Source organism: Duganella vulcania (genome assembly GCF_009857655.1).
Taxonomy (GTDB): Bacteria; Pseudomonadota; Gammaproteobacteria; order Burkholderiales; family Burkholderiaceae_D; genus Rugamonas; species Rugamonas vulcania.
The window spans coordinates 29488-47950 of the sequence record NZ_WWCX01000033.1; the positions used below are offsets into that span (position 1 = coordinate 29488).

At 66.9% G+C, this 18463-nt stretch carries 12 protein-coding genes; 5 read left to right on the plus strand and 7 right to left on the minus strand.

Annotated elements, in window-relative coordinates:
* Window positions 1-16: 16 nt before the first annotated feature.
* Window positions 17-1777 (minus strand): glycoside hydrolase family 2 protein, encoded by a 1761-nt coding sequence (locus GTP90_RS18285; protein ID WP_161084903.1) that lies wholly within the window; start codon window positions 1775-1777, stop codon window positions 17-19.
* Between the two features lie 186 nt (window positions 1778-1963).
* Here GTP90_RS18285 and GTP90_RS36985 point away from each other — a divergent pair, with 186 nt between their 5' ends.
* A complete protein-coding gene (locus tag GTP90_RS36985; protein WP_254451925.1) occupies window positions 1964-3619 on the plus strand; it encodes a glycosyltransferase family protein in 1656 nt (551 codons plus the stop codon).
* A 57-nt stretch (window positions 3620-3676) separates the two neighbouring features.
* Entirely contained in the window at window positions 3677-5758 is a 2082-nt protein-coding gene (locus GTP90_RS18290) for an NAD(P)-binding protein (RefSeq protein WP_371875078.1), read from the plus strand.
* Window positions 5759-5785: 27 nt separating this feature from the next.
* On the opposite strand, the gene GTP90_RS18295 is transcribed toward GTP90_RS18290, so the two are convergent.
* From GTP90_RS18295 to GTP90_RS18305, 3 genes are read right to left on the minus strand one after another with little or no spacing between them, the layout of a single operon-like run.
* Window positions 5786-7063 (minus strand): aminotransferase class V-fold PLP-dependent enzyme, encoded by a 1278-nt coding sequence (locus tag GTP90_RS18295; RefSeq protein WP_161084904.1) that lies wholly within the window; start codon window positions 7061-7063, stop codon window positions 5786-5788.
* Window positions 7064-7118: 55 nt separating this feature from the next.
* A complete protein-coding gene (locus GTP90_RS18300) occupies window positions 7119-8117 on the minus strand; it encodes a polysaccharide deacetylase family protein (protein WP_161084905.1) in 999 nt (332 codons plus the stop codon).
* A gap of 11 nt (window positions 8118-8128) precedes the next feature.
* On the minus strand, window positions 8129-8824 hold the full coding sequence (locus tag GTP90_RS18305; protein WP_161084906.1) for an SDR family oxidoreductase: 696 nt from the start codon (window positions 8822-8824) through the stop codon (window positions 8129-8131).
* Between the two features lie 77 nt (window positions 8825-8901).
* Between GTP90_RS18305 and GTP90_RS18310 the strand changes: the two genes are divergently transcribed.
* The gene (locus GTP90_RS18310) at window positions 8902-10161 is read left to right on the plus strand and encodes a hypothetical protein (protein ID WP_254451926.1); all 1260 of its coding nucleotides are present in this window, start codon (window positions 8902-8904) and stop codon (window positions 10159-10161) included.
* Window positions 10158-11462, plus strand: coding sequence for an amino acid deaminase (locus GTP90_RS18315; protein ID WP_161084907.1), 1305 nt, complete (start codon window positions 10158-10160; stop codon window positions 11460-11462). The genes GTP90_RS18310 and GTP90_RS18315 overlap by 4 nt, the downstream gene beginning before the upstream one ends.
* On the opposite strand, the gene GTP90_RS18320 is transcribed toward GTP90_RS18315, so the two are convergent.
* From GTP90_RS18320 to GTP90_RS18330, 3 genes are read right to left on the minus strand one after another with little or no spacing between them, the layout of a single operon-like run.
* Window positions 11459-14515, minus strand: coding sequence for a response regulator (locus GTP90_RS18320; protein WP_161084908.1), 3057 nt, complete (start codon window positions 14513-14515; stop codon window positions 11459-11461). The two genes, GTP90_RS18315 and GTP90_RS18320, sit on opposite strands and share 4 nt — an antisense overlap.
* Window positions 14516-14570: 55 nt before the next feature.
* Window positions 14571-15710: a glycerate kinase gene (locus GTP90_RS18325; RefSeq protein ID WP_161084909.1), complete on the minus strand. Its 1140-nt coding sequence runs from the start codon at window positions 15708-15710 to the stop codon at window positions 14571-14573.
* 11 nt (window positions 15711-15721) lie between these two features.
* Window positions 15722-17044 carry an MFS transporter gene (locus GTP90_RS18330; protein WP_161084910.1) on the minus strand — a complete coding sequence of 441 codons (1323 nt, stop codon included), beginning with the start codon at window positions 17042-17044 and terminating at the stop codon, window positions 15722-15724.
* Window positions 17045-17243: 199 nt separating this feature from the next.
* Here GTP90_RS18330 and GTP90_RS18335 point away from each other — a divergent pair, with 199 nt between their 5' ends.
* Entirely contained in the window at window positions 17244-18392 is a 1149-nt protein-coding gene (locus GTP90_RS18335; RefSeq protein ID WP_161084911.1) for a sugar diacid recognition domain-containing protein, read from the plus strand.
* Window positions 18393-18463: the final 71 nt, after the last annotated feature.

The following is an 18463-nucleotide window of genomic DNA, read 5'->3' on the forward strand; positions in this document are numbered from 1 at the left end:
CGCCCGCCCCCGCGCGTCATAACGGCGCGTTGCGGGTGGCGGCGTGGATCTGCTCCAGCGGGACCTTGGGTGTGCGGTCCGCCGTCAACAGGCCGTTCGTCTCCTGGAAGGTGTCGGCGAACTGCGTGTAGCAAAAGCCGCTGAACATGCTGGTCTCCGAGACCGCCTTCAACAGCGCCCGGTAATGCGCCATGAACGATGGCGCGTCGGCGGCGCGCGCATAGCCCCAGGTACTCCGCCCGCCCGCCTGCGGGTCGTAGGCGACTCCGCCGAATTCCGTCAACACGATGGGCTGGCCGCGATGCGGAAAACCGTCCAGCGTCAGGATGCGGCCACCCGGACGGCGCTGGTCGAACAAGGTGCGCACCGGGTCGCTGACCTCGTAGCGTTGCCGTAGCCTGTCGGGATCGGCGTCGTAGTCGTGGATGCCGAGGATGTCAGTGGCCGAGGCTTCCCAGCCGTCGTTGCCGATCACCGGCCGCGTCGAGTCGAGCATGCGCGTCAGGTGGTACAGCGCTTCGACCGCATTGCGATGTGCCTGCATCGCCGTCAAATTGGGCACGCCCCACGACTCGTTGAACGCCACCCACACGATCAGGCACGGATGGCTGTAATCGCGCTCGATCGCCTCGGTCCATTCCTTCAGCAGCCGCGTGATGGCGCGGGCGCTGAAGGCGTAGGCCGACGGCATCTCCTCCCACACCAGCAAGCCCAGGCGGTCGGCCCAGTACAGGTAGCGCGGGTCCTCGATCTTCTGGTGCTTGCGCACGCCGTTGAAGCCCATGGCCTTGGCCAGCTCCACGTCGCGCCGCAGCGCCTCGTCGGACGGCGCCGTCATCAGCGTCTCCGGCCAGTAGCCCTGGTCCAGTACCAGCCGCAGCGGGTACGGGCGGCCGTTGAGCATGAAGCGGTCGCGGTTGATCGCCACCGAGCGCATCGCCGTGTAGGAGCGCACGCGGTCGATCACCTGGTCGCCGCAGCACAGCGTCAGCTCGGCGTCGAGCAGCGTCGGGCTTTCCGGGCTCCACAGCAAATCGTTGCGTGAATCGTCGATGCCGGGGTCGGACAGCATGATCTTGCGGTTGGCCTCCTGGCCGACCAGCAGATAGCGATCGGCCGCCAGCAGCGTGCCGTCGTGCGTGACGCGCACCTCCACCGACAGGTCGGCGCGCACGTCGCCGCCCACCAGCACCTCGCAACCGATCTCGTAGCCGTCGAACACCGGCGTCCAGCGCAGCGCCGCGATGTAGGTCGCCGGCAGCGGCTCCAGCCACACGCTCTGCCAGATGCCGGTGGTGCGCGGATACCAGATCGAGTGTGGCTCCAGCTGCCAATCCTGTTTGCCGCGCGGCTTGGCCAGGTCGGCCGGATCGTCCTCGGCCTGCACCACCACGGTTTGTTCCGGCCCGTCCAGCAGCACGTCGCTGATGTCGGCGGAGAACGGCGTGTGGCCGCCCTCGTGCTCCGCCACCAGCATGCCGTTGACCCACACCCGCGCGCGATAGTCGACCGCGCCGAAATGCAGCCGCGTGCGGGGCCAGCGCGTGGCCAGCCTGAACTTGCGGCGGTACCAGCAGACCGAATGGAAGGACTGGTCCCCCAGGCCGCTGGCGGCCGCCTCCGGCGCGAACGGCACCTCGATCGACAGCGGCCATTCAATGTCGTCGGCCGCCTGGCTGTAGCGGCGTTGATCGTCATACGTGAATTCCCAGGGGCCGTTCAGCGACTGCCACGCATCGCGCACCAGTTGCGGACGCGGATATTCAAAGCGGCTCATAAAGCGCCTCCATCTGCAACATGACGCACCTATGGTAACAAGCTTGCAGCGGTCAACGGCGTTCAATTCCATCGGGTATCGAACTCAAATTTAGACAGAACATTGGTAGCATTGCCGGACCCGATTTTTGAGCTTCGCCTGCAACGGCGGGGCTCGCTTCAATTTCCACGTCTGGAGGCCAGCGCGATGAATTCCGCCGCACCACCCTTCGCCAGCTACTGGCAGGCCGGCTATGAAGGCGCCGACCACGTCAACCACGCCGGCGTCGCGCTGGACATGAACCGCACCACGGACCACCTGCGGCGCGTGCGCGAGGACTACGGGCGGCTGGCCCAGTTCGGCATCCGCACCGTGCGCGAATCGGCCGGCTGGCGCTTGTGCGAGCGCGCCGGCCGCTTCGACTTCAGCACCGTGCTACATCGCGCCGCCGCCGCGCGGGAGCTGGGGCTGCAGATCAGCTGGACCTTCTTCCACTATGGCTGGCCGCCCGACGTCGACCTGTTCGGGCCCGACTTCGTGCCGCGCTTCGCCCGCTATTGCCGCGCGCTGGCGGAGTGCCTGGCGCCCAGCGCCGGCCCGGAGCCGGTCTACTCGCTGATCAACGAGATTTCGTTCACCAGCTGGGGCCTGTCCACCCACATGTTCCACTTCGACGGCATGGACCATCCGCAAGCCGGCAGTGTGGGCAAGCGCCAGCTGGTGCGCGCGCAGATCGCCGGCTGCGACGCCGTACGCTCCGTCACGCCAGGGGCCCGCATCCTGGCCTGCGATCCGCTGATCCACGTGATCGCGCCCGAGCACCGGCGGGACTGGGCGGCGCAGGCGGGCGGCTGGCGCGCCGCGCAATTCGAGGCGTGGGACATGCTGTGCGGCCGAATCGAGCCGGAGCTGGGCGGCGCGCCGGACTATCTCGACCTGGTCGGCGCCAACTACTACCACAGCAACCAGTGGGAAAGCGGCACCAACCTGCGCCTGTGGTGGCACCTGGGCGAGCCGCGCCGCATGCCGCTGTACCGCCTGCTGCTGGAACTGGGACAGCGCTACGACAGGCCGCTGCTGCTGGCCGAAACCAGCCACGTGGGCAGCGGGCGCGGCGCGTGGATACGCCAGATCGCCGAGCAGGCGGCGCTGGCCGCACAGCACGGTGCCGACCTGCGCGGCGTCTGCATCTATCCGGCCATCGACCGCCCGGATTGGGATCACGCGGACCACTGGCACCGCAGCGGCCTGTGGGACCTGGACCGCGACGGCCCCGATCCGCTGGCGCGCCGGCTGGTGGCGCCCTACGCCACCGCCCTGCACCAGTCCATCCAGCTGACCGATCACCTGTGTCGCACCGCCGACACCTCCACCGATGCACCACCAACAAAAAGGGAGAGCGCCATGCCGACCATCATCGTCTTCAGCCACCTGCGCTGGGATTTCGTTTACCAACGCCCGCAACAGCTGATGTCCCGGCTGGCCGAGTACTACCACATCCTTTTTGTCGAGGAGCCGGTGCGGCACGAAGGCCCAAGCCACTTGCGCACGTCGACGCCGGCGCCCAACGTCACGGTATGCCAGCCGCACACGCCATTGTCGGCGCCGGGCTTCCACGACGACCAGATTCGCCTGCTGCAACCGCTGCTGGCCGCACAACTGCCGGCGGACGAACCGCTGATCGCGTGGTTCTACACGCCGATGGCGCTGCCGCTGCTGCAAACGCTGTCGCCCAGCCTGGTGGTGTACGACTGCATGGACGAGCTGTCCGCCTTCCGCAACCCGCCGCGGCAGCTGGCGCAGCGCGAGACGGCGCTGCTGAAGATCGCCGACCTGGTGTTCACCGGAGGCCCCAGCCTGTAAGAGGCCAAGCGCCAGCGGCACGACAACGTCCACTGCTTCCCCAGCAGCGTGGATGCCGTGCACTTCCAGCAGGCGTTGGACCGCGGCAACGGCCATCCGCTGCACGCCGACATCCCCCATCCGCGCCTGGGCTACTACGGCGTGATTGACGAACGTTTCGATGCCGAACTGCTGGCGGAATTGGCCGATGCGTGGCCGGACTGGCAACTGATGATTGTCGGCCCGGTGATCAAGATCGATCCGGCCTCGCTGCCGCAACGGCCCAACATCCACTACCTGGGCATGCAGCCCTACCAGGCCTTGCCGCACTTCCTGGCCGGCTGGGACGTGTGCCTGCTGCCGTTCGCGCTGAACCAGTCGACCCGCTACATCAGCCCGACCAAGGTGCTGGAATACATGGCGGCCGAGCTGCCCATCGTCAGCACGGCGATCCACGATGTCGAACAGCCCTACGGCGACGTGGTCGCCATAGGCCGCGACCATGCCGGCTTCATCGCCGCCTGCGCGGCGGCACTTGCGCAGACGCCGGCGCAGCGCGCGGCCATGGCGCAACGCATGCGGGCCATCGTCGAGCAGACATCGTGGCAGGCCACCGCCGAGCAGATGCGCGCCCTGCTCGCCGCAACGCCTCCGGGCGGCGCCAAGGCCGTAAACGTCGAAGCGGCGGCAAGCGCCGGGACGGTCGCATCCGGCGGCGCCAGCGTCAATCCGCTGCGGCCATCCGCACGCATCGGCTGCGTGATCGTCGGCGCCGGCCCCACCGGCCTTTCCGCCGCCTACCACCTGGGCGCGGACACGGTGCTGCTGGAAAGGCATGCCACCGTCGGCGGCTGGTGCCGCTCGATCGAAGACCGGGGCTTCACCTTCGATCATGCGGGCCATATCATGTTCTCCAACGATCCGTACGTGCTCAAGCTGTACGACCAGCTCCTGGGCGACAACCAGCACTGGCAGATGCGCGAAGCCTGGATCTACAGCAAGCAGGTCTACACCCGCTATCCGTTCCAGGGCGCCCTGTACGGACTGCCGCCGGACGTGATCAAGGAATGCCTGCTCGGCGCGATCGAGGCGCGGCGCGGCACGCCGGCCGCAAACGATGCGCCGCCGCCAGAGGACTGCTGCGCCGACGGCACCACCGACGTGGCGGCCGGTACCGCGTGCGTCGAGCCCGCATCGGCCGAGCCGGCCAATTTCGAGGAATTCATTTACCGCGTCTGGGGCGCGGGCATCGCCCGCCACTTCGCCATCCCCTACAACCGCAAGCTGTGGACCGTGCCGCTGACCGAGATGGAGACTTCCTGGCTGGGCGGCCGCGTGCCGCAACCGGACCTGGGCGAGATCATCGACGGCGCGCTGCGGCCGGTGCCACGGCCGATGGGGCCCAATGCCCGCTTCGGCTATCCGCTGCGGGGCGGCTTCCAGGCGCTGATGACGGCCTTCCTGCCGCACATCCGCGGCAAGGTCGAGCTGGACGCCGACGTGGCCGAGCTGCTGCCGCAACAACACGCAGTGGTGCTGGCCGATGGCCGCCGCCTCTGCTACGAGCAACTGATCAGCACCATGCCGCTGCCCGAGCTGGTGCGCCTGGCCGGCAGCGCCGCGCCGGAAGCGGTGCGCCGGGCCGCCGCGCAGCTGCGCCACGTGTCGGTCCGCTGCGTCAACATCGGCGTCGATCGTCCAAACCTGACCGACAAGCACTGGATCTACTACCCGGAAGACACCATATTCCACCGCATCTTCGTGCAGGGGAACGCCAGTCCGCACTGCAACGCGCCGGGCGGCTTCGGCTTCACCTGCGAGATATCCTATTCGCCCACCAAGCCGTTGCCGGTCACCGGCGACGCGCTGGTCGAACGCTGCGTGGCCGACTGCATCCGCGTCGGGTTCCTCTCGCCGCAAGACCGCGTCCTGGCGGCCAACCAGCTCGATCTGCCCTACGCATACGTGGTGTATGACCATGCACGCACGCAAAGCGTGGCGACCATCCGCGAATGGCTGGCGCAATACGACATCGTGCTGGCCGGCCGCTACAGCGAGTGGGAGTACTACAACTCCGACCACGCCTTCCTGGCCGGCAAAGCCGCCGCCGAACAGGTCAGGGCCCGGAATGGACAGGCGTTGCGCGCGGCCGAATCCTGAACAGGTGCGCTGAGCAACGGCGCCTGCTCAGCCCCGGCTGAGGGCCACGATGGCTTTCACCAGCCGGTCAAGCTGGCTTGGGCTGGTGAACAGCGCCGGCGTCACGCGCACGCAGCTGCCGCCCACGGGGCCGTTGCGCGACACGGTGAAGATGCCGTGTTCGTCCATCAGCCGCTTGGCCAAGCGCTGGTTGTCCTCCTTGCTGGTCCAGCCGTCGAAGCGGAAGGAGGTACTGGCGCCGTACATGGCGGGATCGTCCGGCGTCAGTATCTGCAAGCCCTTGACGCCGCGCACCCGCTCCACCCAGTAGCTGCGCAGGTATTTGAGCCGGGCCGATTTGTTGGCGACGCCGATCTGCTCGTGGAAACGGAACGCCGCCGGCACCGTCATGGTGTTGGCCGAATTGACCGTGCCCGAATGGACGCGGGAACGTATATCGGTGGCCGCATAGTCCTGGTCCGACATATGCACCCCGATATCCGGCAGCCGCGCCTTGCGGATGTACATGAATCCCACGCCCAGCGGCGCACCCAGCCACTTGTGCAGGTTGAAGCCGATGAAGTCCGCCTTCAGGTCCGCCACCATGAAATCGGTTTGGCCCCAGGACTGCGCGGCGTCCGCGATGACGTCGATGCCGCGCTGGCGCGCCATGTCCACCAGCTCGGCGACCGGCAGCACCAGCCCGGTGCGGTGGCTGATGTGGGTCAGCAGCAGCAAGCGTGTGCGCGGGTGGCGCCGCATCGCCTCCGCGTAGGCATCCAGGATGGCCTGGCGGCTGGGCGGCTCGGGGATGCGCACCACGGCGACCTCCGCACCGCGCCGCAGCGCCAGCTCGTTCATCGCATATTGGGTGGCGTCGTAATCCAGATCGGCGTACATGATCGTATCGCCGGCCTTCACGTGCTTGTAGTTGACGATCAGGTTTTGCAGCGATTCGGTGGCGCCGCGCGTGATGGCGATCTCCGACACGTCGGCGCCGACCGCCGCCGCGATCCGCGCCCGTATCGCATCCATGCCCGCGCCGTCGAACTGCTGGCGCAGGAAGCGGGAACTGTTCGCGTTCAGGTAGTCGATATTGCGCTTGTAGTCCTCGGCCACCGGGCGCGCCATCATGCCGAAGTAGCCCTGCTCCAGATTGATGAAATCCGGCGCCGGGTCATACTGCGCGGCCACCTGGGCCCAGTAGGCCTCGTTGCGCGGCTGTGCCTCGGCGCTGGGCGGCAGCCCGGCCAGCGCTGGCGGCAAGATGAGCGAACCGCCGGCAACGCCGGCGGCTGCATGAAAAAAACTGCGGCGTGTAAGCATGCGTGCTCCTGTCGGCCTGTGGAAGCGTCCAATATAGCACCGACAGGAGCGGTTTTCAGATGGTTTCGCTCTCGCGCACCGTCAGCGGACTGGCCAGCGCAAAGCGGGCGATATCGTCCTTGCGCATGAAAGCCACGCCTGGCTTGCTGCGCACATAGGTCAGGAACTCGTCCCAGATCCTCACCATCTGCGGCGTGCCGCTGATGCGGTCGTGCGCGCTGATCGACATCATGCGGCGCCGCGTTCCGGCTTCCTCGTAGAGCTGGTCGAACTCGCCCTTGATCTGCGCAAGGAAGGCCTGCGGCGAATAATTGCGGCCTTCGATCAGCAGGATATCGTTGTTCCGCAGCGTGTACGGCACGACCACGAAATCCTTGCCGTTCACCTGTTCGATAAACGGCTCGTCGCGGCTGACATCGTCGATGTGGTAGAGAAAGCCCAGCTCCTGCAGCAGCGACAAGGTGTTCGGACCGCGCCGCAGCCAGTTGCAGTTATAGCCGATGGTCGTTTCGCCGGTCTCCTGCCGCACCATGTCGCGGCCGGCGACCAGGAAGGCCTTTTCGTCCTTGCGGCTCATTGCGTACTGCGAGCTCCAGCGCGGACCGTGGCCCGACGCTTCATGCCCGCGCTTGACGATCTCCTTCGCCAGCGCCGGATGGTGGCGCACCGCCTCGCCGATCATGTGCGACGTGACCTTGACGCCATGCTTGTCCCACAGGTCCAGCATGCGCGGCACACCTTCGCGATAGCCGTAGGCAAACCAGGTGTTGGCCGCCGCGTCCGACGGCACGCTGGCCGGGAAGTCGACCTTGGGGAAGGGGCTATCGGCGCCCTTGGCCGGTTGGCCTCCCGCTTCGAACTGCATGGAGATCGAGATCACCAGCCGCGCACCGTTCGGCCAGAAGCCTGCGGAGTCGGGAGCGGGGGCCGTCGCCGGTGCAGAAGTCTGCGCCTGGACGCCTTGCGTCAGGCCGGCGGCCAGCAAGGCTGCGCCACCGGCGGCCTGGGTCAGGAATTGGCGGCGTTGAGGCGCCGCGCTAGAGGTTTTCTTCAATTTGAATCTCCTTATAACAAACCGCCGCCGTCGACATCGACGACCGCTCCGGTCATAAAACCGTTCTGCATCAGCATCAGGTAAGCCTGGGCCAGGTCATCGGCCTGCCCCACCCGTCCCACCGGCAGGCCCGCGCCCGCGCGCTCCGCCATCGCCTTGCGTTCAGCCTCGGACAGCGGCCCCCACATGCCGGTTTCCACCATCCCCGGACTGACCACATTGACGCGCACCGGCGCCAGCTCCTTCGCCAGCGTCTTGCCGATGGCCTCGACGGCGGCATTCATGCTCGCCTTGACCACCGCGCCCGGCACCGCCTTGCGCGCCAGCAGGCCGGAAGTCAGCACGATGGAACCGCCGGGACGCATCAGCCGCGCACCGTGGCGCGCCACCCGCAGCTGCCCAAAGACCTTGACGTTGAAGGCGGCCTGCGCGTCCTCCACATCCAGGTCCGACAGACGGCTGGACCCGATCACCGGACCGACCGTCGACACCAGATGATCGAAAGCGCCGATATCGGCGAAGAAGCGCTGCACCGCCGCCTCGTCTTCCACGTCCAGCTGCCGCGCCTCGATACCGGACGGCCAGTCCACCGGCACGGTACGACGGCCGGCAGCGATCACGCGCGCACCGGCAGCAGCGGCCTGTCGCGCCACCGCCAGCCCGATGCCGGACAAGCCCCCTACCACCACCACTGTCTGATCTTTCATGCTTGACTCCCAAAGAATGTGCGAACCATTCCATTCTCCCGCTGAAGGCGGCGCCTGATAATTGGCCCGAACCTTGAATGACCTTCAACGCAGGATTGAAGATGCGCCGCGACCGCACGCACTGGGCTAAAATGGCGCGCATGAAATCACCCAACAACACCTCGCTGTATTGCTATCCGTGGGATGTCGCGGACGTGGACCGTTTTGTGGACCAGGCCCGCGCCCTGGGCATGAACGGGGCGACGCTGGCCGTGAGCTACCACGCCGGCAAATTCCTGCGCCCGCACGCGGCCAGCGGCCCGCGCGTCGTCTTCCCGGAGGACGGCGTGGTCTACTTCGAACCCGAGCTGGCGCGCTACGGCGAGATCAAGCCGCAAGCCCATTCCGACCCGGCGCTGCGCCAGGTGCTGCCCAAGCTGGTCGCCAACGGCGGCGTCGCGGTACACGCCTGGACCGTCCTGCTGCACAACAGCCGCCTCGGCGCGGCACACCCCGAGTACACAGCCCGCAACGCCCACGGCGACGGCTACCTGTACAGCCTTTGCCCGATGCAGCAGCCGGTCTTCGACTACGCGGTCGCGCTGGGCGCCGACGTGGCCGCGCGCGGCGTCGCCAGCGTGGTGATCGAAACGCCAGGCTGGCTACCCTACGCCCACGGCTACCACCACGAATTCGCCCAGGTGCGCGGCAACCTCTGGCTCGACTCCATGCTGGGCCTGTGCTTCTGCGACGCCTGCATGGCCGCAGGCAAGGCAGCGGACATCGACATGGACGGCCTGCGCAACCGCGTCCGCCAGAACATCGACAGCTATCTCGACGCCCCTGTCGACGCCACGCCCAGCCAGGCCGCCGCGTGGCTGGCCGCCGATCTGCTGGAGGACGGCGATCTGGCCGCCCTGAACCGCCTGCGGCAGCGGCGGGTGACGCAACTGGTCGGCGCCATCCGCGCCTCCATGCCGGCGCAGGTGCAGTTGGCCGTGGTGGCAACCGTGCAGCGGCCGACCGCGCAGAGCTGGCTCGAAGGCACCGACCTGCGCGCGCTGGCCGGCGTGGCCGACTGGGTGGAGATTCCCTTCTACGAAGCCGATGCCGCCAACGTCCGCAGCGATGCCTGGGATTGCATCCGCCGCATCGGCACGCCAGACCGCATACGCGCCATCCTGCGCCCCGGACCTCCGGACCTGGCCGATGGCGCGCAACTGCCGGCGGCGCTGGAAGGCCTGCGGGACATGGGCATCCGCCACATCGGCTTCTACAACTACGGCATGTTGCGGCGCGACCGCCTGCAGGCGCTGGGCGCCGCCATCCGATCTTTCGAACAAAGGAGCCACACTTGACACGCACCGCCGCCATGCTGGACCTGGACAATCAGCTGCTGCAACCCGGCGTCAAGGGCCTGCCGATCACCGAACCGCTGCGCCAGGGCGACATCGGCGCGCGCCAGTGGAACATGCTGAACGCCGACACCAGCTTTCCCGTCGCGCTGCTGAAGGCTACGTCGTTGGAACACAACCTGCGCTGGATGCGCGGCTTCTGCGAACAGTACGGCGTGCAACTGGCCCCGCACGGCAAGACCACCATGAGCCCCCAGTTGTTCGACGCCCAGTTGACGAACGGCGCCTGGGGCATGACCCTGGCCACAGCGGCGCAGGTGCAGATCGCCTACCGCTACGGCGTGCGCCGCGTTCTGCTGGCGAACCAGCTGGTGGCGCCTGCCGACATCCAGGCCGTGCTGGCGCTGATGCGCGACGATCCTTCATTCGAATTCTTTGCCCTGGTCGATTCCAGTGCCGGCGTCGCACGCCTGTCGCAGGCGGCGCAGCAAGCGGACATGAAGCGAAGCTTGCCGCTGTTGGTGGAATTGGGCCTCGCCGGCAAACGCGCCGGCTGCCGCAGCATGGAAGACGCCCTTGCGCTGGCACGCGAAATAGCTGCCGCGCCAGGCCTGGAGCTGGCCGGCATCGAAGGGTACGAGGGCCTGTTGGTCGGCCCTGACCGAAACAAGGACCACGAGGAAGTCCGCCAGTTCGTCACCCAGCTCTCCGACCTGCTGAGCCAGGCCGATGCCGAGCAACTGTTCAATCGCGATGAAATCCTGCTGTCGGCGGGAGGTTCGGCATACTTCGATTTCGTGGCCAGCGGCTTCGCGCAGGTGAAGGATTTGTCGCGCCCCGTGCTGCCGGTGCTACGCAGCGGCTGCTACCTGACCAACGACCACGGTTTCTATCACGGCCTGATCGAACAGCTGAACGCACGCGAAGGCCTGGCGCCGGGCCAGGGCCTGCGGCCCGCGCTGGAAGTGTGGAGCATGGTGTTGTCGCGCCCTGAGCCGACGCTGGCGATACTCGGCATGGGCAAGCGCGACGCCTCCTACGACATGGAGCTCCCGCGCGCACTGGTCTCGCACCGCCCCGGCGCCGGCAAGCCCTCCGCGCTGCCGGACGGATGCCGCATCGAGAAGATGAACGACCAGCACGCGTACCTGCGGCTGCCGGCGGATCATGCGATCGCGCTGGAGGTCGGCGACCTGATAGGCTGCGGCATCTCGCATCCCTGCACCACGTTCGACAAATGGCCGCTGATGCTGGTGGTGGACGACGACTACCGCGTACAGCGCGCCATCAACACCTTTTTCTAGGCCGTTGCGGGACGCAGGTGTCTGACGATGGTGGTGAACATCTGCTCCACGTCCACCGGCTTGCCGATGAAATCATCCATGCCGGCGGCGATGCACTGCTCACGCTCGGACTCCATCACGCCGGCCGTCATCGCGATCACCGGCATCGTCAACCGCAGCTCTTCGCGTATCGCACGGGTCGCGGTGTAGCCGTCCATGACCGGCATCTGCACGTCCATCAGCACCAGGTCGCATTGCAGGCCGCCGCGCAGCAGCGCGAGGGAATGCTCGCCGTTTTCCGCCACCGTCACCACGGCCTCCATCTGTTCCAGTATGCCCTTGGCCACTTGCTGGTTGATCGGATTGTCCTCCACCAGCAGTATGCGCGCACCGCGCAGCGCCTGCTGATCGTCGGCCACAGGGCCGCCGGCGGTATCCGTATCGCTGTGCGCCAGCGCGGTCTGCACCGCATCGTGCAGACTGGACGAGGTGACCGGCTTGGTGAGGAATACCGGCGCGCTGACGCCATCCATGTCCTGAACCAGCTTGTTGCGGCCGTAGGCATTGACCATGCAGATCACCGGCTTGCCGGATTCCTCCCGCACCGCGCGCATGACTTCCGGGCCATCCATGCCCGGCATCTGCCAGTCGACCAGCGCCGCATCGTAGGCGTGACCGGCGCGTATCAACGCCAGCGCTTCCGGCCCCGATGCCGCGACATCGCAAGTCCAGTACCAGGCCTGGATCGCCTTGGACAGGAAGGATCGGCTGGTCGGATTGTCGTCCACCACCAACAGGTGCCTGCGCTGGCCGGGCTGCGCGCCCTCGCCTTCGCCGGCCCGCTTCAATGGCAGCGTGAAGGAAAAGGCGCTGCCCTCCCCGGCCGTGCTGCTAACTTCGATGGAGCCGCCCAGCAGCTCGATCAAGTCCTTGGAAATGGTCAGCCCCAGGCCGGTGCCGCCGAAACGGCGCGTGGTGGACAGGTCGGCCTGCGTGAACGGCGAGAACAAACGCCCCAGCTGCTCGCCGCTCATGCCGATGCCGGTGTCGCGCACCGTAAAGCGCAGCGTGCCCTCGTCGTCCCCGCGCTCCACCAGCAACGACACTTCGCCATGCTCGGTGAACTTGATCGCATTGCCGGTCAGGTTGACCAGGATCTGCTGGAGCCGCAGCGCATCGCCGACCAGCGCGCGCGGCACGTCCGGCTCCACGCCGACGCACAGCTCCAGGTTGCGATCGCCGACCGAAACGCTCATGATGCTGGCCACCGAATGCAGCACCTCGTCCAGCTGGAAGCGCACCGGATGCACTTCGATCTTGCCCGCTCCGATCTTGGAAAAATCGAGGATGTCGTTCAGGATGCCGAGCAGCGTTTGGCCGGATCCCCGTATCATCTCCAGATACCGGGCCTGCTCCGGCGACAGGCCGGTGGTGCTGAGCAGGTGCGCCATGCCCAGCACCGCATTCATCGGCGTGCGCAGTTCATGGCTCATGTTCGCCACAAAGACATCCTTGGCCGCGCTGGCGACCTGCACCTGCTCCATCGCCACCCGCAGATCCTTCTCCGCCCGCTTGCGCTCCGTGACATCGCGCACAATGCCGACAAACAGATGATGGCCTTCGACAAACAAGGCCCGTATCGACAGCTCCAGCGCAAATGTGGTGCCGTCCTTGCGCAACCCAAGCAGCTCGACGCTGTTCCTGCCCACCACCGTGGGCGCGCCGCCGGCGAAATAGCGCGCCATGCCCGCCTTGTGCGCGCCGCGCAAGGACTCGGGCATCATGCTTGTGATGTTGGCGCCTATCGCTTCCTCGGGGGTGTAGCCGAAAATGCCGCAGGCCGCGCGGTTGAACGATTCGATAACGCCGTCCCCGTTGATGGTGACGATGCCGTCGCCGACGTTGTCCATGACGGTGCGGGTGCGCAGCTCCTTGTCGATGGCCTCCCGCTGCGCCGATTGCAGCTGCAAGGTGCGCTCTTCGATCACGCTTTCAAGCCGATGCCGGTACTGGTGGAGCTCCGACTCCACCGACTGCAAGGTGCGGATCGCGTCATCGGCTTCGCGGAACGCCGGCCGCACCTGGTCCAGTCGCATGTCACCGTTCTTGCCCAGCGCGCTGGCCGCGTACGCCAACGCGCTCACCGAACCGTCGATGCGGCGCGCCAGGTACCACGCGGCCGCGACGCCCAGGCCGAGCAGCGCGGCCAGGAACAGCACGATCCAGCGGATCGAAGCGACCATCTCCGACAGCACCTCGCTGCGGGGCACGCCGATCGACACCGCCCAGCCGGACGCCTTGGAATGGCTGTACATCGAATACACCGGCGTACCGTCCAACGTCACCGACTCGATGGCCGCTTCGCCGCCGCCGGCCATGCTGGCCACGAGCGCCGGGGAACCGGGCTGGCCGACAAATTTTTCCGGGTCGCGCGTGCGCGCCACGATCACGCCGCGCGAATCGAAAATGCCAGCCACCCGGCCGACGGGCAGGCGCTGCTCCTTCAGTATCATGCCCAGGCGCTCGGGCACGAAGGCGACCGACAGGCAGTAGATCACCTTGCCCTCCCTGACCACCGGCACGTGCACCGCGACCAGCGGCCGTTTGAGCACGCCGCCGATGAAGACGTCGGAGATCACGGTCCGGCCGGTATCGAATACCTTTCTTGTCCGTTCCAGGCTGCCAGGATCGGGCGTAATCTGGCCGAACGGACGCACCGTGTTGAGCAATTGGACCGAGTCGCGGTCGCTCAGGACGAAGTTAAATCCGGGGAATTCGGGACGCAGCGCCTTGCTCGCCTGGGCGTGGAAAGCCGCCAGGTCGCCGTTGTCGAGGCTGGGCGAATTGGCCAGCGCCAGCGCCACGGTCATGCCGGTGTTGAGATCGCGGTCGACCGCCTGGATCAGCGCCCGCGCGGTGATCAGCGATTCCTGCTGGATCTGCGTGCGCTCGCGCTCGTAGAAGTGATGGGCCAGCATCCCGATGCCCACCACCGCCGGCAAAGCGCACGCCCAGACCAGCGTGTAGATTTGCGAGCGGAGCGATGGCAAGGGACTGTGGGCTGCAGGCTTCATTCTCGACGTCGGTGGCTGACACGAGAACGACTCTAGCACAGATGAGCCCAGGCAACTATAGCTTGGCGCCGAGGCTGAGGACGGCCGCGATATTGCGGGCGGCGCTGCGGACATTTTGCGCCGCCTCGGCCAGCGCCTGCTCGACCGTGCAGGGCCGGCTGACCGCGCCGAACACGGCCTGTATGCCGTGCTGGTGCACAACGGCCGCCCCCGGCGCCAGGCTGCCGGCGATGGCGATCACGGGCTTGCCGTGCCGCTGGGCCACGCGGGCCACGCCGATCGGCGTCTTGCCGTGAATGGACTGGCTGTCGATGCGGCCCTCGCCGGTGATGACCAGGTCGGCGTCGGCCACCGCCGCGTCCAGGCCGACCGCCGCGGTCACGATCTCGCTGCCGGGGCGCAGGCGCCCGCCCAGGAACACCAGCATCGCCGCGCCGATGCCGCCGCCCGCGCCGGCGCCCGGCACGCCGGCGACCTGATGGCCCAGTTCGCGGGCAATGACGTCAGCGTAATGGCGCAGGTTGGCGTCCAGCTGCTCGACCATCGCCGGGGTCGCGCCCTTCTGCGGGCCGAAGATATGGGAGGCGCCCTGCGGCCCCACCAGCGGGTTGCTGACATCGCAGGCGATGTCGAACACGCAGTCCTTGATGCGCGCGTCCAGCCCGGACAGGTCGATATGGCGCAGGCGGTCCAGCGCGCCGCCGCCCGGTGGCAGCTCGTTGCCAGCCTCGTCCAGCAGGCGTCCGCCCAATGCCTGCACCATGCCGGCGCCGCCGTCGTTGGTGGCGCTGCCGCCCACGCCCAGCACGAAGTGGCGGGCGCCGGCGTCGAGCGCATCGCGGATCAACTCGCCGGTGCCGCGGCTGCTGGTGCGCAGCGGATCGCGCTGCGCCACCGGCACAAGCTCCAGGCCGCTGGCGGCGGCCATTTCAATCACGGCCGTGGCGCCGTCGCCCATCAGGCCGTAGAACGCGTCCACCGGCTCGCCCAGCGGGCCCGACACCGTCAACGCCACGCGGCGGCCGCCGCTGGCGTCTATCATTGCCTGCACCGTGCCTTCGCCGCCGTCGGCCACCGGCAATTTGACGTACTGCGCGTCGGGAAAGAACTCGCGGAAGCCGGCCTCGATCTCGTTGGCGACCGCCATCGCGGTCAGGCTCTCCTTGAACGAATCGGGGGCAATGACTATTTTCATCGAGTGCTCTATCAACGGTTGACCAGTTTGGCGGGGACGCGCAGCACCAGTATCGCACCAAGCAGCAGCACGCTGGACAAAATATACAGCGCCGTATCGGTGCTCTGGGTCGCGTCCTTGATCCAGCCGACCAGGAAGGGACTGACGAAGCCGGCAATCTGGCCCAGCGAGTTGATCAGCGCCAGGCCGCCGGCCGCCGCCGCGCTGCCAAGGAAGGCGGCCGGCAGCGACCAGAACATCGCCAGCGCGGCCAGCGCGCCCATGGTCGCCATGCTCAGGCCCGCTATCACGATCACGGGACTGCTGGAGAAGTTGGCAGCCATCATCAGGCCGGTCAGGCCCATCAGCATCGGCAGGGACACGTGCAGGCGGCGTTCGCGGCGCTGGTCCGCCGAGCGGCCGGCCCACACCATGAAGAAGGCGGCGCACAGGTAGGGAATCGCGCTCAGCCAGCCGACCGTCACCGCGCTCTGGTAGCCCAGCGACTTGATGATGGACGGCAGCCAGAAGTTGATCGCATACACGCCCATCTGGATGCAGAAATAGATCACGCCCAACATCCACACATTGCCATTGCGGACCACGGACGAAAAGGTCTGGCCGGCGTCGCTGTTGGCCTGGCGCTGTTGCTCGTCACCCGCCAGCGCCGCCTGCATGGCGGCCTTTTCATCCGCGCTGAGCCACTTGGCCTGGGCGATGCCGTCGTTCAGGTAGAAGTACACGGCCACGCCCAGGATCACGGTCGGCAAGCCTTGCAGCAGGAACAGCCATTGCCAGCCCGCCATGCCGGCCTGTCCGGCCGAGAAATGCTGCAGCATCCAGCCCGACAGCGGGCCGCCGACCAGGCCGGAGATCGGGATCGCCGACATGAACAGGGCCATCACCTGGCCGCGTTTCTGGGCCGGGAACCAGTGCGTGAAGTACAGCACCATGCCGGGGAAGAAGCCGGCCTCGGCCACGCCAGTGAAGAAGCGCAGCACGTAGAACGAGGTTGGGTTGTGGACGAACAGCATGCAGGCCGACAGGCCGCCCCATGCCACCATCATGGTCGCGATCCAGCGGCGGGCGCCGATCTTGTGGAGTATCAGGTTGCTCGGCACACCGCTAAGCACGTAGCCGATGAAGAAGATGCCGGCGCCTAATCCGTAAACAGTATTGCTCAAATGGAGGGCGTCGAGCATCTCCAGCTTGGCGAAGCCGACGTTGACGCGGTCCAGGTAGTTGAAGAAGTAGCAGATGAAGATGAACGGTATCAGGTGCCAACTGGCCTTCTTGTAAGCGCCGTCCAGGACGGACGCCGCCGGCCACGGGGTGGCGGTGGTCGTGGTGTTCATGTGGGTCTCCTTGGTTTTTATAGGTGGTCTGTGCAGACGATTATCTGGAATCCATGCCGGAAAAACATCGGCCAAACGCACCATAATTCAGCCGGATCCCGGCATTTTATTGGGCATATGCACAATAAATGCTCCTTTCAGCCCGGGATTTACCGGGATTCCTTGTTATTTGGCACAATGACGGCAAGGAGAAACGCCCATGTACATACTGAGTACCGAGCTGGCGCAGGACATCGTCAGCCGGACGATGAAGATCATCCCGTACAACGTCAACGTGATGGACGCCAACGGCACCATCCTCGCCAGCGGCAACCCGGCGCGCATCGGCGAGTTGCACGCCGGCGCCATGCTGGCCCTGGCCAAGCGGCTGACGGTGGAGATCGACAGTGCCAGCGCCCGCAACATGCACGGCGCCCAGCCCGGCATCAACCTGCCGCTGACGGTCAACGGCCAGGTCTGCGGCGCCGTCGGCCTGAGCGGCGTGCCGGCCCAGGTGCGCCAGTTCGGCGAACTGGTGCGCTTGACGGCGGAGATGATCCTGGAACAAGCCCACCTGGCCGGCGAGCTCCAGCGCGACTCGCGCTACCGCGAAGCCTTCGTGCTCAACCTGATCCGCTACGAAGCGGCCATGGAGGCCGACCTGGCCGCCTGGGCGCGGCGTCTGGGCGTCAACTTCGAGCGCAGCCATCTGGTATTCCTGCTGGAGCTGGATGACAAGACGGCCGGCACCGACCAGGCACTCAGCGAGCTGCAGCGCCTGCAACTGCGCATGCTGGCCCGGCAGCCGTCCGCGCTCACCGCATCGGCCAGCGCCCATCAGCTGGTGCTGCTGGACTTCTACGACGCCCCGCCGGCGCACGACGCCCACTGGCCGCAGCGCCAGTTGCAGGCGCTGGCCGCCATCCTGCGCGAGGAATGCCAGCAGCCGCACACGCTGACAATGGGCATCGCCCAGTCCGGCATGGCCGGCGTGGCGGTTTCCTATCAAAGCGCGTTGACGGCGGCGCGCATTGGCCGCGCCCGCCATCCGCGCCGGTCGCGCTTCAGCTATTACGAGCAAACCCTGCCGGTGTTGCTGTCGGGCCTGGGCTCGGGCTGGGAGGCGGAACAGCTGCGCGTGCCCATCGGCCGGCTGATGGCGCAGGATAAAAACAGGGAACTGCTGCAGCGCACGCTCAATGTGTGGTTTGAACACGACGGTCATCCGGCGGCCACCGCCGAGGCCCTGCACATCCACCGCAACACGCTGGATTACCGGCTGCGCCGCATCGGCGAGATCACCGGGCTGGACCTGGGCAAGTTGGAGGATAGGCTGCTGCTGTATATCTCTTCGTTATTAACTACTTAACTCCCTCGGCAGAGCCGGAAAGTTACTGTATTATTTGCCGTCGCCCGAGCGCCCACAAGGCACAGGCTCGG